Below are 24115 nucleotides of genomic sequence, written 5' to 3' on the forward strand. Positions count from 1 at the left end.
TATCGCGTAAGGGCAACGCGTATGCGACAAAGGTCGTTGCTCTCGCTGCCGAAGTGCCCTTTGCCCGCACCGTGATTCGGCGGAACGTATCGAGTATGAAAACAACGACGGCATGCGCGATCGGGATCGCGACATACGCGGCGGGACTCGCGGTCGGCTCCCAGGTGATCGCGCGCCGATGGCGCCTCACCTGGGGCGCAACCAGCGACGAGGTGACACGAACCATGCCAGGTGACGAATTGCTTGCCGAACCGGATATCGTCGCCACCCGGGCGATCGCCATTGCCGCGGGACCGGAACAGGTCTGGCCGTGGCTGGTCCAACTCGGACCCGGTCGTGGCGGTGCGTATACCTATGACTGGATCGAGAACCTGCTGGGCCTCGATATGCATAGCGCGAACACCATTCTCCCCGAGTTCCAGAGCCTCTCCGTCGGTGACGCTTTCACACTCGGCGCCAAGGGGCCGCGTATGCGTGTGGCGATCCTCGACCCCGAACGGACGCTGGTGTTCGCCTCCGAAGACGGCCGCTGGGTGTGGGCGTTCGGGCTCTACCCTGCGACGAACGGCGTTCGGCTGGTCAGCCGCAACCGCATCGCGATCCCCGATGCCACCGTGTCCACTCGGCTGTTCAACTGGATGATCATGGAACCGGGCAGCTGGGTCATGGAACGGAAGATGCTGCTCGGCATCAAGGAGCGGGCCGAAGGCCGTCGCTGGAGAAGTTCTCTGCGATCTTCCGGTGATAGGACGGCAGGTTGCCCTCGATGAGCAGGTTCGTGATCATCGCGGCCCCGATGCTTGTGCCTACCTTTCGTTCTCGACGAGTCTGATGTCGGTGACGATGCTCGGTTCGATCTCGATCACCGTGTCCGTGACGGAGTCGACCCACGGTCGCAGCCGCTGCTCGAACTCGGCGATCCGCGCGGGATCGGTGACTGGCGGGCGAGTTCGGTGACCACCACCGACCACCCGAGTCGCCGGATCGGGTCGAAGTCGTCCGCCTCGCAAGCGACGACGATCCGATGCGAGCCGGACCGCCGAACCGAGCCGAGAGGTGAGCCGAGTGCGGACGATGATGATCCGGTCGTCGACGACCACATGGTTGACCGGACATATGGCCGCTCGGGACCGAATTCCCTTATCCCGAGGCCCCGAGGTACATCACACTCCGGCGATATCACGCCGGTCGAAAACCGGCAGTGCGGTCAGCAGGACCACCGCGCCTGCCGCGACCAGATATCCATATGCCGCCGGTAATCCGGCTCCCATCGGCCCGCCGTCGATCGCCTGATGAAACGGCGACGCCGGCCCCCACGGCTGCATGGCATCGACCAGCTTGCTCGCCACGTAAAGCACGTACGCGCCGACGGCGAGCACCGACGCGACTGCGAGCGCGACGATCCGGTTGCCGGTCGCCGCACCGATGGCCAGCGCGATCCAGCCGAACTCGACACCGAGCAGCACCATCGCGAGCGCACCCGCCGATGCTGCCCCGATTCCGACGCCGAGACCGAAGACCGCCGAGCACACCACGAGCGCACCGAAAAGCACGATCCCGAGTGCACCCGCCGTGGTGGCAAGTAGCGCGGCCTGCTCCAGTGCGAGACGAATCGGCGACAGCTTGGTCACCAGTAGCACTTCGAGTGTGCCGCGCTCCTCTTCGCCTGCGATCGCTCGGGCGCCGCGGCTTATCGCGAACACCAGAAACAGGATCGGCAGCAGCATGCTGAACAGCTCTGCATTCAGGAATCCGGTGCCAGTGACAAATGCGTCCATGTTGAACAGCTTGCGCAGCGGCTCCGGGTAGCTGTCCAAGAATTCGCGCAGTCCCGCCATATCCGAGATCGACGGCCACAACGCGCTTTCCAGCAGTACGAGCGCGACGATGCCGAGGCTCCAACCGATCAGTCCACGCCGCTGATCGCGCAGACTCTTCAGATAGACGTTGCGCAACACGGTCCGTCACTCCTGTCCGTAGTAGGTGAGGAAGACCTCTTCGAGATCCGGTTCGTGGCTGACGATGTCGACCACGTCGTAGGGTGCGACCGCCTTCACCAAATCTGCCGTCGAACCCTCCAGTTCGATATGCACCGCGACGGCGTTGCGTTCGGCCCGCCGGACGCCCGCGATCCCACGCAATACGTCCGAGTCCGGTGGCTCGCCTGCGAAGGTGAGGTCGATGCGATGGAACGCCTGCTTGGTCAGCTCGGCCACCGACCGCACGGTGATCAACTGTCCTTCGCGCAGCATCCCCACCGTGTCGGCAACGGCCTGCACCTCCGACAACACGTGCGAGGACAAGAACACCGTGCGCCCCGCGGCGCGCGCCTGGCGCACCATGCCCAGGAATTCGCGCTGCACCAGCGGATCGAGCCCGGTTGTCGGCTCATCGAGCACTAGCAGGTCCGGCTCGAACATGAATGCCTGCACGATGCCGACCTTCTGCCGGTTGCCGTGTGACATCGCACCGATGCGCTGTGAGGGATCCAGATCCAGCCGCTCGATCATGGCGTCACGAACAGCGGGATCGACGCCGCCGCGCAGCGCGGCCAGGTAACGCAGATACTGCTCGGCGGTCAGATCTGGATAGGCGACGAATTGTCCAGGCAGATAACCGATATGACGCTGCGCGACCTCACGCTCGCGCACCGTGTCAGCGCCGCGCACCCGGGCAGTTCCCCTGGTCGGCCGCATGAGACCGACCAGGATTCGGATGGTGGTCGTCTTGCCCGCGCCGTTGGGCCCGAGATAGCCGAAAACGACTCCGGCAGGGACTTTCAGCGTGACATCGACGAGCGCGGGCTGTCGCCCGTAGTACTTGGTGAGTCCGTCGAATTCGATCATCGGTGAGCCTCCCGCGGTCGGCGCATCAGTGCTGCGGCGCCGCGTCACGAGCACGAGCGAGCAGCTGTTCGGTCGCGCGCTGGATCCCCTCGGCGATCATGTCGATGTCGGGAGTGGTGTCGTAGTCGCCGGTAATGCCGAACACCAATTGGTCGCGGTAGCTGAGGATGGCGATGCCGGTGCGCAAACGCACCGCGATCGGGGCATAGGGGAGGATCTCCAACACTTCCCTGCCGTGCAGATACAACGGTTGTTTCGGACCCGGCACATTCGTGGCCAGGCCGGCGATGCTGTGCTGCGGTAGCCGCAAGACGAGCCGAACAGTCCAGGCGAGCGGCGCGAACGGCAGCCGAGAAGCCAAGGCAAACACCGAATTCGCCGCCGAGGCCGAGCCGCTGGCCTTGTGCTCGGCCATTCGCGTGTGCACAGCGCTCAGTTGTTGGACCGGATCTTCCAATTCGATCGGCAGCAATGGCAGCACAGCTGAAACCCTGTTATCGAGAATATCTTTCGCGTCCTTGGCGCGCACCGACACCGGTGCGAGAATGCGCAGCATATCGGCCGTCGGCTGCTCGCCGCGTTGCAGCAGTACCGCACGGAACGCGGCAGCGACCGCGGCGAGCGCGACATCGTTCACAGTCACCCCGAATGCGGCTCCGATCTCCTTGACCTCCGGCAGGGACGTGCGTGCCACCGCATACCGGCGCTGTCGTCCGATCGGTCCGATGAGCGAGGACCCCGCTGCCGGTAGCACCGCTTCCAGCACTATCGGGACCGCACCGCGCACTGTCTCCAACACCGCGCGTGGCACATCGATCGGTAACCGCAGTCCCTTGACCAGCAAGCCGCGCCAGTCGCGCGACCCGTTGTCCACAGACTGTGGAAGGGGCGCGACTTGCTGTCGCGGCGAATCACACAGCCGCTCGAACAAGGTGATCCCCGAAATACCGTCGACCATGCTGTGGTGAACTTTCACGATCAACGCCCAGCGATCGCCTGCGAGATGTTCGACGACGATGCACTGCCACAGCGGGTGATCGCGATCGAGACGTTCCTCCATCTCTGTCGCGATCAGCTCGTGCAGCGTGGCCTCGTCACCGGGATCGGGTAAGGCGGTCCACCGAAGATGATGTGCCAGATCGAAATGCGGATCATCGACCCACACAGGCGCGGTGAGATCCCATCGAGCCCTACGCACTTTCTGTCGCAACCGGGCATCCACGTTCAAGTGTTCGGTAAGCGCTGCGGCGAACTCCGCCCGCGAGGGTGGGACGCCCGCGAGCACCGCCACCGCCCCGATTCCGGCGCTGACGTGCCGATCGGTGTCCTCCAGTTCGATAAATCCCGAATCCAACGGGCCAAGTCCGGTCATCACAGGTGTCCATCTCGAATGCCGTGGAAGGCCGCTGCCGGATCGGCCACGGCCCCTGCCACCACCTCATCGTCGCGCCTCGACGGGGCACCGAGGGAGATGCGAAGGGACTCAGGTTCAGGGACGTTGGCCCTCGTTGCGCTCGATTCGACAAATCGCCACCGAGTGTATGAGTCGTCGCCTGGTCACGAGCACGAAAAGGATCGGTGCTGTCCGGTTCTCGCTTGGTGGCAGATAGGGCATTGTGTGGCTACTGCGCAGGGCCGTGCGGGGTCACGGTCGGTCCAGGTGCAACGTGGGCTCACCGGGATGTTCTGTGGTTGGGCACGGCCACTGCATCGAACCGGTCCGATCCAGACGTGCGTGCGAAATACCACCGAACAACGGCGCACCTGTAATCGAGCATGCACCGAGAGCCTGCCTGATCCGGACCATTGGTCTCCCTGCAGGTCGGACAAGCACCGACGCGCGCCCCGAGATCGAAAGTATCCGGCGCCTACCCAGGCATAACGTCGCTATGTGCGGCACCCTGCCCGGTTCAGAGCCCATCGCAGTTCATCTCCTCGGAGCATTCGCGTTCATTCCACTGGCTCCACCAACACCCGGAATAGGGCATCAAGTAGTCCGCGGTGCGCGCCCTCCCTGGCGCTACGAGTGACCAAGGTCCCTTGGCTGCCGTTTATTCGGAGACCACCAGATCCGCCCCGGACGCGAGCGGCATTGGCCATAAACCCGGCACCGGTGCGCAGCCATGGCAGGCACGCGGGCGGTGCCCGTCGTAGTGGTGACCGTCGATCGGATCAGGTGCGAAGTGCCTGTCGCGTCATTCGGTCGCAAGGAAGTCCACACAGGCATGTATCGACACCAGCTGCGGATAGTCGTCTTCCTCGATCCGGACGCCAGTGGCTCGGGTGAGTTTTTCGACGAACGTCAAGAAATCGAGAGAGTCGAGTTCCAACGCGGCTCGCAGCGGCTCGTCTTGTGTCAACGCCGCCAGGTCCTCGTCGGAGGCGAAACCGCGCAGCGCGGACCGGACGATGGAGTCCGCTTCGCTCCGGGACAGATTGCCGGGCATGGTCGTTCACAACCTTCCTGTCACAGCTGCTCAGGATGCTGGAGCAGTTCGGCGATCGTGTTCAGGAAGCGCGCGCCGACCGCGCCGTCGCTGGCTCGGTGGTCGGCCGCCAAGGTGGTGGTGACCTGCGGCCGCACACCCAGCAATCCGTTTACCGCGCACGGACGTTCGGCCACCGCACCGAAGCCGACGATCGCCACCTGCGGCGGCGGGATAACACCGAGCACGGATTCCACGCCCAGCTCACCGAGGTTGGTCACGGTGATGGTGGCAGCAACGGTTTCCGAGGAGCGCAGCCGGCCCGACCGGGCGCGGTCGACCACCTCGCGCAGCCGTGCCATCAGCTCGCGCGGCGATGCCGCCTCGGCGTGCGCGATAGTCGGTGCGATGATTCCGCCACGGCGCAATGAGACGATCACCCCGAGGTCGACGGTGTCGGCAGGATGGAAGGCGTCCTCGACCCAGTGTCCGTTTACCGCGGGCACTCTGCGGGCCGCCACAGCGACGGCGCGCAACAACAAGGCCGCCATGACGATTCGGTCCGGCACTGACGCCACCCTGTTTACCTCGCGCAGCCAGCCGCTCGCGGCACCGACATCGATGGTGGTGGACAGATAATAGTGTGGGATGGTCTGTTTGGATCGGGTCATCATCGCCGCGATCGACCGACGCATCGCTGCCCGGTCACGCGACGACGCGACCTGGCGCGACTCGCCGGTTGTCGGGTGGTCTTGCGGTGGAGGCTTTCGGTCTTCGAGCGCTTCCGCAGCGGTTCCCTCAGCATCGGGGCGCGCCCGCACCGCACGAACATCTGCCGCGCGCACAGCTCCGCTCGGACCGGTGCCGCTGACGGCTGACACGTCGACACCGAGCTCCCGTGCCAACCGCCGCGCATACCCGGAAGCCCGCACGGCGCCGGTCGCGGCCTCCGGATTCGCTATCTCGGGTTCCGCTGCGGCGGAGCGGATCTCATCGGCGCGTACAGTGACGGCACTGTCCACATCGGCACGGAGGATCCGCCCGCCCGGTCCGGAACCGACTACCACGGCCAGATCGATGCCCGCTTCCTGCGCCAGTCGCCGTACCAGCGGTGTCGCACGAATATCGGCCCCCGGAGGCCCCGGCCCAGCAGTGCGCGCAGTCCCGGTCATCGTCGACTTGTCCGCCGAACGTCGCGACCGCTTGGTCTTGGGTCGAGACCGCGACGCAGAATGATCTTCCGGCGGCGGCTTGCGCCCCGGCAGACCGCTCTCGACCGAGACCGAGACCGGCTCCACCGAATCAAGCTCCGCCGACGACGGTTTCGCAGGGCCGGACACCGCGGTTGAGGTTTGCGCCGGATCGGCCCCGGCTGGTGCCACACTCGGGGGCATTCGGCAACCGTTCGGCTCGATCGTGGCCAGCACACTGCCGACCGGAACCGTTACTCCCGGCGCAACCAGGATCTCGCCGATGGTGCCCTCATCGAAGCATTCGACTTCTATTGCCGCCTTGGCGGTGTCGACCTCGGCGACAATGTCACCCTTATGCACGACGTCCCCTGGCTGAACCCGCCAGGACAGCAGTGTTCCCTCTTCCATGTCCGCGCCCAGCGACGGCATCCGAAATTCAGCCATTCAGCTCACCGCCCGACGCCCCGCCGCGACGATATCGGCGACCTGCGGCAGCGCCGCTTCTTCCAAATGCTTGGCGTAGGGAATCGGCACCTCCACCGCGCAGACCCGCTGTATCGGGCCGTCGAGCTCGTAGTAGCCGTATTCGGCCGCACGTGCGGCTATTTCGGCAGCGATACCCACGCTGCGCCAGCCCTCGTCGACGACGACGAGACGATGTGTGCGCGTCACCGATTCCAACAGGGTTTTCTCGTCCAGCGGACGCAGCGTGCGCAGGTCGATGACCTCGGCGTCGATGCCGTCGGTGACCAACGCCTCCGCCGCCGCCTGCGCCAGCCGCAAGGCACCGCCGTAGGCGACAAGCGTGACATCGGCGCCCGCGCGGCAAATCTTTGCGCTATCGATATCGGTCGCACCCAGATCACGGGGCAGCTCCGACTCCGCGTTGTACAACGCCGCGGGCTCGAAGATCAGCACGGGATCCGGATCCTGCAGTGCGGGCCACAGCATGCCGCGGGCATCCTCGACTGTCGCCGCGGATAGCACGCGCAGGCCGGGGATGTGCGCGTAGAACGCCTCCAAGCTGTGCGAATGCTGGGCGGCGAGTTGACGGCCCGGGCCAGTGGCCATCCGGATCACCAGCGGAACCGAAAGCTGCCCACCGGACATGTGCCGCAGCGTCGCCGCGTTATTGAGGATCTGATCCAGCGCGAGCAGGCTGAAATTGATGGTCATGATCTCGACAATGGGTCGCATCCCGCCCAGTGCGGCGCCGATGCCTGCGCCGACGAAGGCCGACTCGCTCAGCGGCGTATCTCGGATCCGGCGCGGCCCGAATTCGTCGAGCAATCCTCGGCTCACACCGAAACATCCGCCGTAGGCGCCGACGTCCTCGCCCATGAGGAACACCCGATCGTCTCGAATCAGCGCTTCTCGCAATGCTTCCCGCATCGCGTCCCGATAGGTGGTCATGAGCGCTCCGTGTAGACGTATCTGGTGAGGTCGCCCACAGGTTCGAAAGGTGCCGCCTCGGCCGCCGCGATGGCCACGTCGAGTTCGCTGTCGGCGGCGGCTTGGAGCGAGACCAACGCGTCCTCGGCCAGTTCGCCGGACGCGTGCAGCTGGGCGAACAGCTTCGGGATCGGGTCGCGTTCCTGCCATCGAGCGATCTCGGCCTTGTCCCGATATCGGTCCGCGTCGTACATCGAATGCGCGCGGAAGCGGTAGGTCTGCAGCTCGAGGAAGCACGGGCCGCCGCCGGCGCGAATGGACTCCACAGCTCGCCGCGCCCCGTCGGCGACGGCGAGCGCGTCCATGCCGTCGACCGGCCATGCGGGCATGCCGTATGAAGCCGCGCGCAACGCAAGATCGGTGGCCGCATGCTCGCGGGCCAGCGCGGTGCCCATCGCGTAGCGGTTGTTCTCGCAGGCGAACAGGACTGGAAGTCGCCACAGCGCAGCCAGATTCAGGCATTCGTGGAATTCGCCCTCGGCCACCGCGCCGTCGCCGAACAGGCATACCGTCACCACCGGACGTTCCTGCATCGCGTCGGCCAGTGCAAGACCGACCGCGATCGGGAGCCCGCCGCCGACGATGGCGTTGCCGCCGTAGAAACGGCGCCCGGCATCGAACAGGTGCATCGACCCGCCGTGCCCGTGGCTGCAACCCGTTGCTCTGCCGTACATTTCGGCCAGCAGCGCTGACATCGAAAGGCCGCGGGCCAGTGCATGTCCGTGCTCCCGGTAGGTCGAGACCACCGCGTCCTCGGGCCCGATCGCGCTGAGCACACCGGCCGCCACCGCCTCCTCGCCGATGTACAGATGTAGGAAGCCGCGGATCGATCCGGCACTGTAGAGCTGCACGCATCGCTCCTCGAAGCGGCGGATCCGGACCATCTGCCGCAGCAGCTCGATGCGTTCGTCCTTGTCCAGCGTCGACCCGTTCACACCGCACCTTCAAGTGTCGAGGTATCGCCTTCGGGCAGGCCGAGCTCGCGGGCCTTCAGCAGTCGGCGCATCACCTTGCCGCTGCGGGTGTGCGGCAGACTCTCGGTGAACTCGATTTGTTTGGGAGCCACTGCGCCGAGGGCCTTGCGGCCGAATGCGGTCAGCTCGGCACGCAGTTCCTCCGACGCCTGATAGCCGGGACGCAGTAGCACGAACGCCTTCACCAGCTCCCCCGCGACCGGATCGGGTGTGCCGATGACACCGGCCTCGGCGATGGCGGGGTGCTCCATCAGCGCGCTCTCGACCTCGAAGGGCCCGACCAGGTGACCGGCGGACTTGATGACATCGTCGGCACGGCCGACGAACCAGTAGTAGCCGTCCGCGTCGCGACGGGCGAGATCACCGCTGAGGTACCAACCGCCCGCGAAACACTTTTCGTAGCGTTCGGGTTCACCCCAGTACTCTCGGAACATCGACGGCCAGCCCGGGCGCAGCGCCAGCTCGCCGACCTCTCCTGGGTCGGCCGGCGTGACGGAATCGGCGACGACCGCCGCGCGGCCGTCCTGGCCGCGCTTGAGCGTGGTCGCCTCGACGCCGGGCAGTGGTCGCCCCATGGACCCCGGACGCACCTGCGCAGCAGCGAGATTCGCGATCATGATCGCGCCGGTTTCGGTCTGCCACCAGTTGTCGTGCACCGGGTGGCCGAGCACCCGCTCACCCCACAGCACCACTTCGGGGTTCAACGGTTCCCCCACGCTGGTGATGAACCGCAGCGGCGACAGGTCGGTGCCCTCTGGCAGCCGGTCCCCGTAACGCATCAGCATGCGCAGCGCAGTCGGCGCGGTATACCACACCGATACCCGTTGTGCAGTCAGGACGTCATACCAGCGACGGGCGTCGAATTCCGCTTCGTCACTGATCACGGTCGCCCCCAGGCACAGCGGGGCGATAACGCCGTAGGACATACCTGTCACCCAGCCGGGATCGGCGGTACACCAGAAGATATCGCCAACACGCAGATCCAGAGCGTAGCGGGCAGTCACCCGGTGCGCGAGCACGGCACCGTGAACATGCAAGGCACCCTTGGGTTTCCCGGTGGTGCCGCTGGTGAAATGCAGCAGCGCCGGGTCGTCGGGACCAGTGCGGGCGATCCGGAACTCCGGGCTGGCGACGGCCATCGCTGCGGCCAGGTCGTCGACGTACATTTCACCGGTCTCGGTCAACCCGTCGGTGATCAGCACAGTGCGCAGCGCGGGCACTTCGGCGCGAATGGGGGCGACCTTCTTGCGGTACAGTGCCGTCGAAGTGACCAGAGCCGCCGCCTCGCTGATCGCCAGACGCTGCCGCACCGGTTCCGGGCCGAAGGCCGAGAACAACGGCGAGACCACGCAGCCGACCTTCAACGCGCCCAATATCGCGATGTACAGCTCGGGGGTTCGCCCGAGCAGGACACAGATCCGCTCGCCGCGCCCTATCCCCAACCCCTGCAGGACGTTCGCGAACCGATTGGTTGCCGCGGCCAGCTCCGCATAGGTCAGCACCACCTCACCGCCCGCGGCCGACAACCAGCGCAGCGCAGGCGTCTGCGCGGCTGGACCTTCGGCGTGCCGATCCACGGCCTCATAGGCGATGTTCAGCCCGCCACCGGGCAGCCCGGCGAGTTCAGATCGCGCATGCTCCCAGGAGAATTCGCGACACGCTCGGTCATAGTCGACGAGATTGGCCAGCGCCCGCTCGGACTGCGGCTTCTCGATCGGCGTCCAGCCGAACGTTCCGCTCGTCGATGCGCCGACCGGGACCATATTCGTCATACCCTCATCGTCTGCGCCGCGACCGCCGCGCGGCAGAGTCCCCGGGCCCACACCTGTCGCCGAATTCGACATGGAACGTCCATCACCTAGAGGACTTCCGGCCCTGTCCGAGCACCGCCCGATAAAGTCCGCTCGATCGCGGAGCCACCGCAGCCGAAACCGGGACCATCGGCTCACGCAGGGGCAACCTTCGGCCCTTGGATGGTGGCCGCGCGGGACACAGGCTGAGCGATAAGAACCCAGCATCGCACCCGGTCAGCACCCAGGAGGCCAACCATGTCGCGCCACGACGATCCCCTCGCACCCGCCGTGCAGACTGCCCACGACTGGCTCCGTGCTGTCGCCGACAGTCTCGATACCGACGACCGCGCCTTCGCCTACCGGGCGCTGCGCGCCTGGCTGCACACTGTGCGCGACCGCATCAGCGTCAGCAGTTCGGCCCATCTGACCGCGCAATTGCCCGAGATCCTGCGCGGGGCCTACTACGAGGGCTGGGTGCCCGGCCACGTGCCGGTCCGGCACGGCATCACCGAATTTCTCAGGCAGTTCGCCAGGGAGTCGGGCATCGACGAGGACGAAGTCGGCCCGGTCGCGGGCGCGGTCACGGCGGCATTGTCGGAGCTGTTTTCCCCTGGACAGTTGGACCGGATCTTCGCGGTCCTGCCGATGCAACTGTACGGCGTGCTGTGCGGTGCGCGAATGGCCATCGACGAATCGCTGATCGAATGGCGAGCGGTCGCCGAGGAGCAGGCGGTCCATCCGGTCGCCAGTCTCGAAGACCGCATCCAGGCGCTCGGCGACGCCGTCGCCGTGCTGGCACGCGGCCTCGAACGGCTGCCCGCCGACGAACCCGACAGCGACCGATCGACCCAGGCGGCCCAGCAAGCACACCGCATTCTGCTCGCCGAAGGTCTGGTCGGCGCCGAGACGCGGGACCGCTGACATGCTGCGTGCAACGATCCCACTGGGCCGGGTCGCGGGCATTCGAGTCGGCGCGCACTGGTCTACGCTGGTCACCCTCGGACTGTTCACCTATCTTCTCGGCCGTTCACTGGCCGATACGCACGGGAACTCGGTGGCGGTCTGGCTGGTGGCTGCGGCGGGCGCGGTCGGTCTGCTCGCCACGCTGCTGGGTCATGAACTGGCACACTCGATCGTCGCGCGCCGCCGCGGCACCCGGGTCGAACGCGTCGTGCTGTGGCTACTCGGCGGCGTCTCCGAACTCGGTGAAGAACCGAAAGATCCGCGCTCGGACCTGCGCATCGCATTGGCCGGACCGGTCACCAGCCTCGGGATCGGCATCATCGTGCTGGTCGTCGCGAACCTCGTCGGCAGCCTGGTGAGCGGACCGGTGCCGGATATGCTCGGCTGGCTCGGCGCGATGAATATCCTGCTGGCCGTATTCAACCTGCTGCCCGGCGCACCACTGGACGGCGGCCGCGTACTGCGCGCACTGATCTGGCGACACACCGGCGACCAACTGCGCGCCACCACCATGGCCGCGCAGAGTGGCAGGATCCTCGGACTCGGTCTGCTCATCCTGGGCGGCGCCGAGATGCTACTGGTCGGCAATGGCGGTGGACTCTGGCTGATGCTGCTCGGCTGGTTCCTCTACTCGGCCGCCAATGTCGAGCTCGCCGCTGCCGGGCTGCGACATCGGCTGGGCGACACCCGGATCCGTGACGTTATGACCGAACACCCACTGTCGATTCCTGCGGCCTGGTCCATCGAGGACCTGTTGCACTCGCAGATCGTGCATACCGATCACCGGGTATTTCCGGTCACCGACCCGGCAGATCGACCGATCGCTGTGCTCGCGTGGTCCGATCTCACGGCATTGCCCGCCGCGGCGCGCGCCACCACCGCGGTGCGCACAGTCGCCCGCCCCCTGCCACCGACAGCCCGAGTGTCCGGCGACGAACTGCTCAGCGCCGTGGCGGCCAAGGTGGTCCTGCGACCCGACTTCGATGTCATCACCGCGATCGACCCACACGGCCGACTCATCGGAGTGGTCACCGCGACGGATCTCACGCTCGCCGTCCAGCGCAGCGCGCTCGGTCTGCCCGTCCGCCGATCCGAACGGTTTCGACCACCGAATACCGCACCCTGACAAGATAATTCGGCCCTTTGCGGGTGATAGGAGGCTTTCCATGAGCCCTACGCAAGTCGAGCAGGAAACGCCGCGGCCGATCTTCCGGGATCGGCACGAAGCGGGCCGGGTGCTCGCCGGTTTACTCGGACACTATCGCGGCGATCCGGATGTCCTGGTGCTCGGACTGCCGCGTGGCGGTATCCCGGTCGCCTGGGAGGTCGCCGCGGCGCTGAACGCACCGATGGACGCACTGGTCGTGCGCAAACTCGGCGCCCCCGGTCATCCCGAGTTCGCGATCGGCGCACTCTCCACCGGCGGCCGCATCGTGCTCAACGACGATATGGTGCGCGCACTGCGGCTGACCGCCGATCAGGTGCGCCGCATCGCCCGCGACGAGGCCCAGGAGATGATCCGGCGCGAGGCCGCCTATCGCGCCGACCGGGGCCCGATCGAGGTGGCCGGGCGGACGGTGATCCTGGTGGACGACGGATTGGCCACCGGCGCGAGCATGTTCGCAGCCATCGAGGCGATCCGGGCAGGCGAGCCGAAGCGGATCGTCGTCGCGGTCCCCGCCGCGCCGGAGTCGACCTGCCGGGAGCTCGGTGCCTCCGTCGACGAAATGGTGTGCGCGACAATGCCTTCGCCGTTCCGCGCGGTCGGCGAATGGTTCTGGGACTTCACCCAGGTCACCGACGAGCAAGTGCGTACTCTGCTCGGCATCTCGACCACCGGAGTCGCCGTCCCGCCCATCGACACCGCGGCGACCATCCGGGCCGCGGCCATCGACGCGCCCGACGGCGTCCCGCCTATCCAGGTGCTCGAGGAACTCATCGGCGACGCCCAATTCGTGCTGATCGGCGAGAGTTCGCACGGCACACACGAGTTCTACCGGGCCCGCGCGGTGATCACGCGCTGGCTGATCGAGGAGAAAGGCTTCACCGCGGTCGCCGCCGAGGCGGACTGGCCCGATGCCATTCGGGTGAACCAGTACGTGCACGGGCGCGGCAACGACACCAGCGCCGAACAGGCGCTGCGCGGATTCGAACGATTTCCGACCTGGATGTGGCGCAACACCGAGGTCCGCGAATTCGTCATCTGGCTGCGCGCACACAACGCCGAACAACAACGCGACAACCGAATTCAGACCGGCTTCTATGGTCTGGACCTCTACAGCCTGCACCGCTCGATGCACGAGGTCGTGGACTACCTCGACCGCGTCGATCCGAAGGCCGCGCAGCGCGCCAAGATTCGCTACGCTTGCTTCGACCACGTCGCGGGCGATGACGGCGAGGCCTACGGCTTCGCCGCCGCCTTCGGTGCGGGCAAATCCTGTGAAGCCCAAGTGATCCGGCAACTGCTCGAACTGCAGCGCCTGGCCATCGCCCGCGGCGAGCAGGAAGCCTATGCCGCTGACGAACAGTTCGACGCGCTGCGCAATGCCTGGTCAGTGCGCGACGCCGAGGCCTACTACCGAGCCATGTTCGGCGACCGAGTGTCCTCGTGGAATCTGCGTGACCGGCACATGGCCGACACCCTCGACGCACTCGCCACCCATCTGGACCGCTCCGGCGGCTCCGGCGCCAGAATCGTGGTGTGGGCGCACAACTCCCACGTCGGCGATGCCCGCGCCACCGAACTGGGCAGCGAAGGCGAACTCAACCTCGGCCAACTGATCCGCGAACGCCACGGCGACGCCTGCCACATCATCGGCTTCAGCACCTGCTCGGGCACGGTCACCGCCGCGCAAGATTGGGGTGGGCCCACCATCCGCGAAACCGTACGCCCCGCACTGCCATCCAGCGTTGAAGAGCTGTTACACGACACCGGCAACCCGGAATTCCTACTCCGCATGGATATTCCTGGCGAGGTCACCGACCTGCTGCGTCAACCGCGCCTACAGCGCGCCATCGGCGTGGTATACCGCCCCGGCACCGAACGCCAGAGCCACTACTTCCACACCAGACCCGCCGACCAATACGACGCCCTCATCCACATCGACCACACCACCGCACTGGAGCCACTGGAACCAAGCGGCGAATGGATCGCGGGCACGATCCCCGAGACGTACCCGTCTGGTTTGTGACCAACGACCGATGCAGCATGTTCGCGATGACCGTGCCAAGTCGACGGCGAGCAACAGATCTGCGGCTCGCCGTCGCCGGTGTGCTGCTGACCATGCTGGGCGCCCTGGCCACCGGGTCCGCCGCGCTCGTGCGCGTAGACCGCGAACTGTTTCTGCGCGTCAACGCACTCCCCGACGCGCTGTACCGGCCGCTCTGGCTGCTACAGCTGACGGGCGTGCTGGGCGCACCGCTACCCGACGACGGGTCCATCGGCCCTGATCCGGGAGCCGTACGCCCCTGGTCGCGCCGTGGGCTCGGTTGCGACACTGCAGTTCCACCGACGAAAGACCGATGACGATGACGGCTGAGGCGACACGGATCGAGGCGGTGCCGGCCGGCGTGACACCGACCTCGGCGTCGCAGGCCACGACCGCAGCCGACATCCCACCCCGGGCCCGAGTCGTCGAGCGGCATGCGGGCGATGCCATCCGAGTCGTGCTCGGCCTGGTGGCACTGACCATTTCAGCGCTGGCGGCCCGCCATACCGAGGTGCCGCAACTCGAGGTCGACCTGTTCCGGGTGATCAACGACCTGCCCTCGTGGGTGGCGCCGGTCTTGTGGGTCATCATGCAGCTGGGCACCATCGGCGCGGTCGGCGTCGCGGCGGGCGCGGCGCTGGTGGCGCGGCGGTTCCGGATGGCCCGCGACATCGCCGCGGCGGGCGTGCTCTCCTATCTGCTCGCCATCGAGGTGAAAACGCTGATCGGTCGCGCGCGACCGGATGTCCTGCTCAACGAGCTGAACCTGCGCACACACCAGGGCGGACTCGGCTTCGTCTCCGGGCACGCTGCGGTCGCGGCAGCTATGGCGGCCGCGGCGAGCCCGTGGCTGCCCCGGCCCTGGCGACGCGCCGTCTGGGCGCTTGCCGGAGCGGTCGCCCTGTCGCGGGTCTTCGTCGGGGCGCATTTCGTGCTGGACGTTTTCGGCGGCGCGGCGCTGGGTTGGACGGTTGCCGCCGCGCTGCACCTACTCTGGGGCGCTCCCGTGCACCGCGCTGAGGCGCCTGCGGTGCTGCGGGCTCTTACCGCCGCCGGACTGCGCCCGGTGCGGGTCATCCCCGCGGTCCTCGACGCGCGTGGGTCCCGGCCGTTCTACGTCACCACCGAGACCTGTGAGCTGTTCGTGAAGGTAATCGGCTATCACGAACGCAATGCCGATGTGCTGTTCAAACTGTTCCGGCACCTCATATTCCGGGAGGTCGAGGACGAATCGCCGTTCGCGACCCCGAAACAGAAGGCCGAACATGAAGCGTTCCTGACTCTGCTGGCCCGACGCGCGGGCGTGCGCACGCCGACGATCGCCTCGGTCGGCGTCGCCGCGAGCGGTGACGCGTGGATCGCCGAAGAACGCGTTCCGAGCCGCAATCTCGCCCGCACGGTGTCCGGCCCGATCTCCGACGAATCCCTGTGCGATATCTGGTGCCAGATCGCGCTGTTGCGCGCAGCCCGCATCGCCCACCGCGATCTGCGCCTGGCCAATATCCTCATCGACGAACAGGACGCACCGTGGATCGTCGATTTCGGCTTCGGCGAATCCGGCGCCTCCGACCATCTGCTCGACGCCGACGTCGCCGAACTGCTCGTCTCGATGAGCTTCAAGGTCGGTCCGGAACGTGCGGTCGCGACGGCGCATATGGTGCTCGGCACCGACGCGTTGACCAGCGCGACGCCCCTGCTCCAGCCGCTGGCGCTGGCCGTGGCCACCCGCCGCGCGACCCGGCATCAGCCTCGCCTGCTGCACGAACTGCTTGCCACCATCGCGGATACGACCGGTGTGGCGGCCGTCGTACCGGAGGTGCTGGTGCGGTTCCGTTGGCGCACCCTCGGCTGGATCGCCGCGACGATCTTCGCGACCTATGTGCTGCTACCGCGGGTCGGTCAACTCGGCACCACCATCGCCACCCTGGACGACGCGCAATGGCAATGGCTGGCCGGCGCCTTGGCGATGTCGGTGGTGACCTATGCGGCGGCGGCGCTGGTACTGATGGGAGCGAGTCCCCGCCCGCTCGCATTCGGCCGCACAATGAATGTGCAACTGGCGACCTCGTTCGCCAACCAGCTGGTGCCCTACGGCATCGGAGGTACCGCGGTCAACGAACGCTATCTGGAACGTTCCGGGATGACCAGGGCCACCGCCGTCGCCGCCGTCGCACTGACAGTCGCCTCGGGCGCGATCCTGCATGTCATCGAGCTCGTCGGAGCGGGAGTGTGGCTCGGCCGGACCCGAGTGCTGCTGAGTTCCGCACTGCCCAGCGGCTGGGTGCTGCTCATCGGCTTCGTGGCCGTGATGACCGTGCTCGGCGGCGCCGTCGCGCTGCTGCTGCGTCGCCCTGACCAGCTCGCCCAGGTGCGGAGCGCGGCCGGTTCGATGACCGATGTGCTGCGCAGGCCACGACGTGCCGCGATGGTGATCGGCGGCCAAATCTGCGTAAATGTCGCTTACGTTGCGGCCCTAGGTTTTTCAGTACAAGCATTCGGCGGACACCCGTCCGCGGCCCTGGTCGCCGCCGTCTTCCTCGGCGGGGCGGCGTTGGGCGCGGCCAGCCCGACCCCGGCGGGCCTCGGTGTGGTCGAGGCCGCCCTGGTGGCCGGTCTCATGGTGGGCGGTGTGCCCAGCGCGTCGGCGGTCGCCGGTGTCCTCGCCTACCGGTTGGCGACCTTCTGGATCCCTGGCGCTATCGGGTTCGTCTCCCTCAAATCCCTGCAACGTCAACGGATGCTGTGAGGTGAGGCGCTGGCCCGTTGTACAGCGGCCGGAGCAACGCGACTCAGCTCGTCAGGGACGGCGCTATGCGGGGTGTCGGATGACGCAGGTACGCAACGGTCCGACATGCCTTTGGCTGCGTTCACCGCGGCGTCGGCACCGGACCTCGTGCAGATACGAGAGCAATTCCGCGAGCTGTCGCGGCTATGGGATGCGATTCGGCACGAGTACTGGGCGGAGGTCGCTCCGCCCCTGAAACATTCACGAGGACGGCTGCGCCAGCGGACGACGACAAGCAGGTGAGGCCGGTGCCAACTGATCCGGAGTCGGCGCGGAATCGACAACTCGGCGCACGAGCCGGACGTGCGGGGTATCGGCTGGTATGCGCTCCTGGGTACCGTGCGACTGGGAGTTGCTCGACGCCGAAGACGGTACATGCCTCGAGGCGGGCCACCGCATCCGTACCTACCCACCGCGACCGACCGAGTCCTCGACGCGGTAACTCGCTGAGGCCCAGAGGTTTTCGACTACCGGAGGACCTCGGTCATCTGGTCATGGGACCTTCGGCTCTTTCCGGTCAGCCCAGGCGAGGGTGAATCTGGGGGTGCCTGCCGAATGTGCTGTCACTATCGAAGAAGAAGGGGGACTGCCGCCGTGCGTACACCGTGCCCGAGTGAGTACCCGACGTTTCCCGATGTCGTTGTCTCTGTTCGGGGCCGAATCGCGGATCTCGAGATCGAACGGATAGGTAGTGCGGTCGGCCGGGTGTTGGCGCGGCGCGGGACCACCAGCGGGGCGCGGGTCCGAGTGACCGGTGCAAACTGCGATGACGGCCCGATGCTTGTGCAGGTGAATCTGCGCGTACTCGGCACGCCGACCCGCATCCAGACGATGGTCCCCGGCAAGGGTGTCGTACTGCCCGCGGTCGACCGGCTGGACAAGCAGATCTCCCGACTATCGGGACCGTGGCAGCCGTGGACTCTGCCCGATCCGACCCGATCCGCGCTGGCCGCACCGGGGGAAGGGGCAGTAGCGCGCCGCAAACCGTACTCACTGGCAACAGCGGATGTCCGTGTGGCGGTGGCGTCAATGGACGCAATGGATTACGACGTGCACCTGTTCACCGACGCCGAGACCGGCGAGGATGCGATCGTTTATCGGGCCGCTCGCTCGGGGCTGCGGCTGGCTCGACAGCGGCATCAGCATTTACCGCGATTGCCCAACCCTCCGCGGGCGCTGCCACTGACGGTGCCCCCAAGTCCGCCGCCGGCCCTGCCAGAGGCCGAAGCGGTGAAACGGTTGTGCGAGCACGGCCTGCCGTTCCTGTTCTTCACCGACTTGGCCGACGGTCGCGGCCATCTGCTGTATCGCCGCTATGACGGCGATCTCGGCCTGATCTCACCCAACCCGGCAAATCGGACGGCATAACGAACGTAGCGGCATCGACCCCGCCCACGTCTCCATCCCCGCAGCCAACCCGAATGCTCGCGACGTCGAAGAAGGTAGGGCCGGAGCCCGGCAGAGCCTGCATGCTTGGTTCCTTATTTCGTTCAGTCGTCCCGGCTCACGCTTTCGCCGACACCCACTCGAACACCGGCGCGAACATCCGACACGGTCCGCACCACGGAGCTCACAAATTGTGGTCGGTGTAGAACTCGGTGAACGCGGCGTAGGCGCGTGCGCCATAGACAGTGGCGGGGCCGCCGTTCATCAGGAAGGTGACGCCGATGGTCTCGGCCGCCTGCTCGGGGGTCGCCCCGTGTAGAACCGCCGCGTGCGCGTGCGCGGCGATGCAGCCGTCGCATTCCTTGCTCACCGCGATGGCAAGGGCGATCAGCTCTTTGGTTTTGGTATCCAACACACCGGCGGCGAACGCCGCATCGTGCAATTGCTTGTAACCGGCGTACACCTGCGGGATCGCGCGCCGCAGCTCGCGGGTCGGCGTACGCAGCTCGTCCCGGACCGTCGCACCGTAATTGCTCATCTCGCTCCTTACCAATTGTCCCTTGGGTCCACGGTGCACGTAGTCGGCCAGGCCGCGATGCGGTCTTTGGTCCTGTCCGCGGGCGGCTTTGGTCGCACACCTGGAGCAGTTGCGTCGCTGGCACAATGAATTTCGGCACTGGTGATCAAGCCGACCTGAACCGCCGACTGACATTGCGCCGCTCGACTGCTGGTCGGCATCATCACCGAGGCCGATCTGTCGCGGCAATTGGCGGAAGACACAGTCGGCGAATTCGTCGAAGCGATCTGCGCACCGAACCTGCCGAGTGCCACCCAGGCATGAATCGGACTTCCCGCCCTCGGCTGGTGCCACCAGTTCGATGGACAGCATCACAAGGCGGCGACCGGCGTGCCATCTCGGTTCGATCCTGAGGTGGCGGGTGGCGCCGTCGTAGCGTCCTTCGGCCCACGGATCGGGGACCATCGCCAGCAGTTGGATCCGTCGGGAACTCGTACCGTTCGGGTATCCGGCTCAGCGCAGATCGAAGGGCTTCGCCATGAACACGCAGCAGCGCGATAATTCACACCAGCTGGCCTCGGCACCGGTTGTCGTCGGCGTCGACGGGTCCGACGGAAGCGACCTCGCCGTCCGCTGGGCCGCCGAGCTCGCCGCGCAGCGCGGCCGCCGACTGCTCATCGTGCACGGCCTTGATCTCGTCGCGACCCAATCGCTGCTCGGCGGCTACCACGTGATACCCACCTCCGTGGTCGAGACGGTCCGCACGCGCGGCACGAAAATCGTCGCCGCCGCACGCAGACTCGCCCACGAAATCGCACCCGGAGTGGACATCGCCACCGAGCTGTCCGATGCGAGCCCTTCCCGGCTGCTGATATATCTGTCGAAGACCGCATACCTTGTGGTGCTCGGCGCCACCGGCAATGCGGGAACCATCGCCCACCTGGGCTCCACCCTGCTCGCGGTCACCAGCCACGGACACGGCAGCGTCGTCGTGGTCCGCCCGACCGATACCGAAGGCCAGATCCGCGACGATGGACCCGTCGTCGTCGGTATCGATGGCAGCCCCGTCGGCGAGGCGGCCATCGCGGCCGCGTTCGCCGAAGCATGCGACCGCAAGACCGAACTGATCGCCTTGCATTCCTGGAGCGAATGGCATTTCGGTGAATTCGCCGGACCTGCCGACCCTATGGCCGGGCCCGGCTTGGAAACCGCCGAGAACGCGGTGCTCGCTGAACGACTCGCCGGATGGACAGAGAAGTATCCCGACGTCCCGGTCACCCGCAAGGTGTACCGGGCCGGGCCGATGGATCGGCTGACGGAGTGGTCGAAATCCGCGCAACTGGTCGTGGTCGGCAGTCGCGGCCGGGGCGGCTTCACCGGCCTGCTACTCGGCTCCACCTCCAATTTCCTCGTGCAGCACGGCCATTGCCCTGTCATGGTCACCCGAACCACGTAATGACAAGAAAATCCCGCACCGGATCGAGTATGGACCGCGCCCAGCGCTCAACTGTGCTGTTCGGTCCTTCGGTTGGGGACCTTCGGCCCATCCCGATCCGCCCGTTCAGAGATGCTTTGCTCGAGAAACAATTTCGATCTCGGAGGCTGGGAGTCCACAGCATGATCACCTCGACCGAAACCATCACCGTCCGCCCACTCGGCCCAGCCGATACCGCCACCGTCGCGGATCTGCACGCTGGGATGCCCGATAAGGACAGCCTCTTCCGAAATGTCGTGCCGCGTCCGACCGAGCTACCCAACGTCGCTCACGCCCTCGCCATCGGCGATCCGGCACACTGTGTGCTCGGCGCTTTCACCGACGACCGGATCGTCGGCCTCGGTAACTTCGTCGTGCTCGGCACGACCAAGACGGCCGAGCTCGCCATGACCATCGCTCCCGATCAGAACGACCGGACGGGCGCTTTCGGCCCCGACCTCCTTCACCGCCTGGCGCAGCTCGCGCGTGACCGCGGCATCGAACGATTCATCGCCGAGTTGATTCCGGCGAATTCCAGGCTGATGCGGTTGGTCGTCGCCGCGGACTTCACCGTGACGGCCTACCGCCAGAACCGTATCGCGCTAGTCGGCATCCAACTCTGACGGCACAAAGCTGTTCGCCGCTGGTTTCGCCGCACCGCGTAGTGACATTCGAAATATGCTGGCAAACCCTACACCGCCGACATCCACGCCGAAAACTGCTGTGCCACCAAAGATCTCGGATCATCACTCGAATCGAAGCGCCCACAGAACACCATCGACTACCGAAAACAACCGCATCCTCGATGCGGGTCACACGGCCCGCAGTGTGAGCCGATCGTGTCAGCGGGCCGACGCGAACCCCCGGATAGCCGCCGACATGTCGGCCCTACGCTGAATGAATGTTGCACAGCGACACAGCAGAATGACCAGAGTGTTCCTGGTGGATGACCACCACATCGTGCGTCGCGGTGTTGCCGACCTGATCAGCGCCGACCCCGACCTCGAAGTCAAGAAGACAGTGAAGAACTATGCCTCCCGGCTGTTGACCAAGCTCGGCGTCGAACGACGCACCCAGTCCGCCGTGCTGGCCACGTAGCTCAATCCACCACACCAGGAGGAATGAGCAGGCGCACCCGCAACGGTCCCGCGCAGCATCTCTACACCCTGGAATCGTGCACTGCCGTCTGAGGACCATCGCCCCGCCGGGCACCGCCTTTGGACCCTTGGGCCCTTGCCGCGAACACCTCAGGCTGAGCAGTACGCCCCCCTGATTCGCCTGGGGCCTGCCCGAGGAGGACACCATGCCCCGTCGTCTCGACACCGACGACCGCGCCTTCTCCTACCGCGCGCCGCGCGCCTGGATACCTACCGCGCGGGACCGCATCAGCGTCACTGGCTCAGCTGGCCGCCCAACTGCCCGAGATACTGCGCCGGGCCTACTACCTCGAACGCCCTGCCGCCCTCGAAAATCGACCACACGCGATCGGCCAAGCGGTAGCCCTGCTGGCCGCCGGGCCCGAGCCAGTCCCGGAGGACGAATCAGGTTATGCACGAACGACTTCCACCGCCGAGCGAATACACCGCATTCTGCTCGCGGCAGGCGTGAACAGCGCCGATACGAATGGTCGGACCAACTGACATGCTGCGCGGAATACCGACCAGTCCGACAAAGGAGAAGTCATGCATGCAATGGTCTTTCACGGCCCAGGAAACACCTCATGGGAGGAAATACCCGACCCGACGATTCAGCAGGGAACCGATGTCATCGTCCGCGTCGATGCTGTCACGATCTGCGGAACCGATCTGCACATCCTGAAAGGCGATGTGCCCGAAGTGAGCGCCGGACGTGTACTCGGTCACGAGGCCGGCGGCACCGTGACCGACGTCGGCAGCGCGGTGCGGACCCTTCAGGCCGGTGACCGCGTCCTGATCTCCTGCATCTCCGCATGCGGCAGCTGCCGATTCTGCCGCGAAGGCAGGTACGGCCAATGCCTCGATGGAGGCGGTTGGATTCTCGGCCACCTGATCGATGGCACACAAGCCGAGTTGGTGCGTGTCCCCTTCGCCGATACCTCGACCTACCGTATTCCGGCCGGACTCACTGACGAGCAGATGCTCATGCTGGCCGACATCCTGCCGACCAGCTATGAGGTCGGGGTCCGCAACGGCCGCGTCGAACCCGGTGATGTCGTGGTGATCATCGGCGCCGGTCCAATCGGATTGGCCGCGGTCTTGACCGCCCGGCTCTACAGTCCCGGTCGCATCGTCGTGGTCGATGTCGCGGACAACCGCCTCGAAGCCGCACACAAGCTGGGCGCCGATATCGTGATCAACAGCCGCACAACCGATGTCCGCGACGCCGTCGCCGCGATCACCGACGGCCTGGGCGCCGATGTGGCGATCGAGGCCGTCGGCGTTCCCGAAACCTTCGAACTCGCGGTAGCCCTGGTGCGCCCGGGAGGCCGCGTCGCGAACATCGGCGTACACGGCGCGTCCGCCACTTTGCATTTGAAAAACGTGTGGATCCGGGATCTGACCATCACCACCGGACTCGTGGACACCTTGACCACACCCACCCTCATCCGGCTCGTGCAGACCGGACAGCTCGACCCGGCAGCGCTGGTCACCCACCGCTTCGGCATGCACGAATTCCCCGCCGCCTACGATGTATTCGCGCGGGCACAGGAAACCGACGCACTCAAGGTCGTGGTTTCGAGAACCTGAGTCGACCAGCCATCCCCGGGGTAGCACTGGGGCTATTCATCCCGAATGAGCGAGATCCGTGATAGCCCACAGACCAACACGGAAAGGCAGCAAGAGATGTCCACTGATCAGCCGACCCCCCCGATCGCCGTCGGCGTCGACGACTTTACCGCCGCCACTGCCGCAGTGCGGTGGGCAGCCGTCGAGGCCGCCCGGCACGCCCATCGCGCCTCATCGACACAATCGGCGTACCGACCGACGATGGCAGCTGATTGCGTCGGCAGCCATGGACGCGGTGGCTTCGCAGAGATGACGCTCGGCTCGGTCGGCAAAGCTGTCCTGCAAGCCGCCGACATCCCGGTCATCATCGCCCGACCGCGCTGATTCGTATG

21 protein-coding genes and 2 pseudogenes are annotated in these 24115 nt (G+C 66.4%); 12 read left to right on the plus strand and 11 right to left on the minus strand.

The window, feature by feature from the left end; genetic code table 11:
- Window positions 1–95 precede the first annotated feature (95 nt).
- The gene (locus OHQ90_RS25360) at window positions 96–770 is read left to right on the plus strand and encodes an SRPBCC family protein (RefSeq protein WP_328401539.1); all 675 of its coding nucleotides are present in this window, start codon (window positions 96–98) and stop codon (window positions 768–770) included.
- A gap of 36 nt (window positions 771–806) precedes the next feature.
- On the opposite strand, the gene OHQ90_RS25365 is transcribed toward OHQ90_RS25360, so the two are convergent.
- The 9 genes from OHQ90_RS25365 to acsA form a co-directional block, all read right to left on the minus strand.
- Window positions 807–1100, minus strand: a complete 294-nt coding sequence (locus OHQ90_RS25365; protein ID WP_328413456.1) for a hypothetical protein — start codon at window positions 1098–1100, stop codon at window positions 807–809.
- A gap of 63 nt (window positions 1101–1163) precedes the next feature.
- Window positions 1164–1958: an ABC transporter permease subunit gene (locus OHQ90_RS25370; RefSeq protein ID WP_328401541.1), complete on the minus strand. Its 795-nt coding sequence runs from the start codon at window positions 1956–1958 to the stop codon at window positions 1164–1166.
- A gap of 6 nt (window positions 1959–1964) precedes the next feature.
- Window positions 1965–2846 (minus strand): ABC transporter ATP-binding protein, encoded by an 882-nt coding sequence (locus OHQ90_RS25375; RefSeq protein ID WP_328401543.1) that lies wholly within the window; start codon window positions 2844–2846, stop codon window positions 1965–1967.
- 25 nt (window positions 2847–2871) lie between these two features.
- The gene (locus OHQ90_RS25380) at window positions 2872–4218 is read right to left on the minus strand and encodes a wax ester/triacylglycerol synthase family O-acyltransferase (protein WP_328401545.1); all 1347 of its coding nucleotides are present in this window, start codon (window positions 4216–4218) and stop codon (window positions 2872–2874) included.
- Between the two features lie 823 nt (window positions 4219–5041).
- Window positions 5042–5293, minus strand: coding sequence for an acyl carrier protein (locus tag OHQ90_RS25385; RefSeq protein WP_328401547.1), 252 nt, complete (start codon window positions 5291–5293; stop codon window positions 5042–5044).
- Between the two features lie 20 nt (window positions 5294–5313).
- A complete protein-coding gene (locus OHQ90_RS25390; RefSeq protein WP_328401549.1) occupies window positions 5314–6909 on the minus strand; it encodes a 2-oxo acid dehydrogenase subunit E2 in 1596 nt (531 codons plus the stop codon).
- Window positions 6910–7878 carry an alpha-ketoacid dehydrogenase subunit beta gene (locus OHQ90_RS25395; RefSeq protein ID WP_328401551.1) on the minus strand — a complete coding sequence of 323 codons (969 nt, stop codon included), beginning with the start codon at window positions 7876–7878 and terminating at the stop codon, window positions 6910–6912. It lies immediately after the preceding gene.
- On the minus strand, window positions 7875–8852 hold the full coding sequence (pdhA, locus tag OHQ90_RS25400) for a pyruvate dehydrogenase (acetyl-transferring) E1 component subunit alpha (RefSeq protein ID WP_442941171.1): 978 nt from the start codon (window positions 8850–8852) through the stop codon (window positions 7875–7877). The genes OHQ90_RS25395 and pdhA overlap by 4 nt, the downstream gene beginning before the upstream one ends.
- The gene (gene acsA, locus OHQ90_RS25405) at window positions 8849–10663 is read right to left on the minus strand and encodes an acetate--CoA ligase (RefSeq protein ID WP_328401553.1); all 1815 of its coding nucleotides are present in this window, start codon (window positions 10661–10663) and stop codon (window positions 8849–8851) included. The genes pdhA and acsA overlap by 4 nt, the downstream gene beginning before the upstream one ends.
- Window positions 10664–10939: 276 nt before the next feature.
- Here acsA and OHQ90_RS25410 point away from each other — a divergent pair, with 276 nt between their 5' ends.
- The 6 genes from OHQ90_RS25410 to OHQ90_RS25435 all read left to right on the plus strand — a co-directional run bounded on the left by OHQ90_RS25410 (window position 10940) and on the right by OHQ90_RS25435 (window position 19009).
- A complete protein-coding gene (locus tag OHQ90_RS25410) occupies window positions 10940–11605 on the plus strand; it encodes a DUF2267 domain-containing protein (protein ID WP_328401555.1) in 666 nt (221 codons plus the stop codon).
- A 1-nt stretch (window position 11606) separates the two neighbouring features.
- Window positions 11607–12773 carry a site-2 protease family protein gene (locus OHQ90_RS25415; protein WP_328401557.1) on the plus strand — a complete coding sequence of 389 codons (1167 nt, stop codon included), beginning with the start codon at window positions 11607–11609 and terminating at the stop codon, window positions 12771–12773.
- Window positions 12774–12813: 40 nt separating this feature from the next.
- Window positions 12814–14838 (plus strand): erythromycin esterase family protein, encoded by a 2025-nt coding sequence (locus tag OHQ90_RS25420; RefSeq protein ID WP_328401559.1) that lies wholly within the window; start codon window positions 12814–12816, stop codon window positions 14836–14838.
- A 26-nt stretch (window positions 14839–14864) separates the two neighbouring features.
- Window positions 14865–15173 carry a hypothetical protein gene (locus tag OHQ90_RS25425; RefSeq protein ID WP_328401561.1) on the plus strand — a complete coding sequence of 103 codons (309 nt, stop codon included), beginning with the start codon at window positions 14865–14867 and terminating at the stop codon, window positions 15171–15173.
- On the plus strand, window positions 15170–17602 hold the full coding sequence (locus tag OHQ90_RS25430; protein WP_328401563.1) for a lysylphosphatidylglycerol synthase domain-containing protein: 2433 nt from the start codon (window positions 15170–15172) through the stop codon (window positions 17600–17602). The genes OHQ90_RS25425 and OHQ90_RS25430 overlap by 4 nt, the downstream gene beginning before the upstream one ends.
- Before the next feature lie 828 nt (window positions 17603–18430).
- Window positions 18431–19009, plus strand: coding sequence for a sigma 54 modulation/S30EA ribosomal C-terminal domain-containing protein (locus OHQ90_RS25435; RefSeq protein WP_328401565.1), 579 nt, complete (start codon window positions 18431–18433; stop codon window positions 19007–19009).
- 136 nt (window positions 19010–19145) lie between these two features.
- On the opposite strand, the pseudogene OHQ90_RS39525 reads toward OHQ90_RS25435, so the two are convergent.
- Window positions 19146–19211, minus strand: a pseudogene (locus tag OHQ90_RS39525) (thioredoxin domain-containing protein); the annotation flags it as partial.
- Window positions 19212–19565, minus strand: a complete 354-nt coding sequence (locus OHQ90_RS25440; protein ID WP_328401567.1) for a carboxymuconolactone decarboxylase family protein — start codon at window positions 19563–19565, stop codon at window positions 19212–19214.
- Window positions 19566–20082: 517 nt separating this feature from the next.
- Between OHQ90_RS25440 and OHQ90_RS25445 the strand changes: the two genes are divergently transcribed.
- From OHQ90_RS25445 to OHQ90_RS39530, 5 genes and pseudogenes are all read left to right on the plus strand, one after another.
- Entirely contained in the window at window positions 20083–21000 is a 918-nt protein-coding gene (locus OHQ90_RS25445; RefSeq protein WP_328401569.1) for a universal stress protein, read from the plus strand.
- A 161-nt stretch (window positions 21001–21161) separates the two neighbouring features.
- Window positions 21162–21641 (plus strand): GNAT family N-acetyltransferase, encoded by a 480-nt coding sequence (locus tag OHQ90_RS25450; protein WP_328401571.1) that lies wholly within the window; start codon window positions 21162–21164, stop codon window positions 21639–21641.
- 388 nt (window positions 21642–22029) lie between these two features.
- Window positions 22030–22116 (plus strand): annotated as a pseudogene (locus tag OHQ90_RS25455) (LuxR C-terminal-related transcriptional regulator); the annotation flags it as partial.
- A gap of 584 nt (window positions 22117–22700) precedes the next feature.
- Window positions 22701–23744, plus strand: coding sequence for a zinc-dependent alcohol dehydrogenase family protein (locus OHQ90_RS25460; RefSeq protein WP_328401573.1), 1044 nt, complete (start codon window positions 22701–22703; stop codon window positions 23742–23744).
- 96 nt (window positions 23745–23840) lie between these two features.
- Window positions 23841–24107: a universal stress protein gene (locus OHQ90_RS39530; protein ID WP_442941173.1), complete on the plus strand. Its 267-nt coding sequence runs from the start codon at window positions 23841–23843 to the stop codon at window positions 24105–24107.
- Window positions 24108–24115: the final 8 nt, after the last annotated feature.

This window comes from Nocardia sp. NBC_00403 (assembly GCF_036046055.1).
Classification (GTDB): domain Bacteria; phylum Actinomycetota; class Actinomycetes; order Mycobacteriales; family Mycobacteriaceae; genus Nocardia.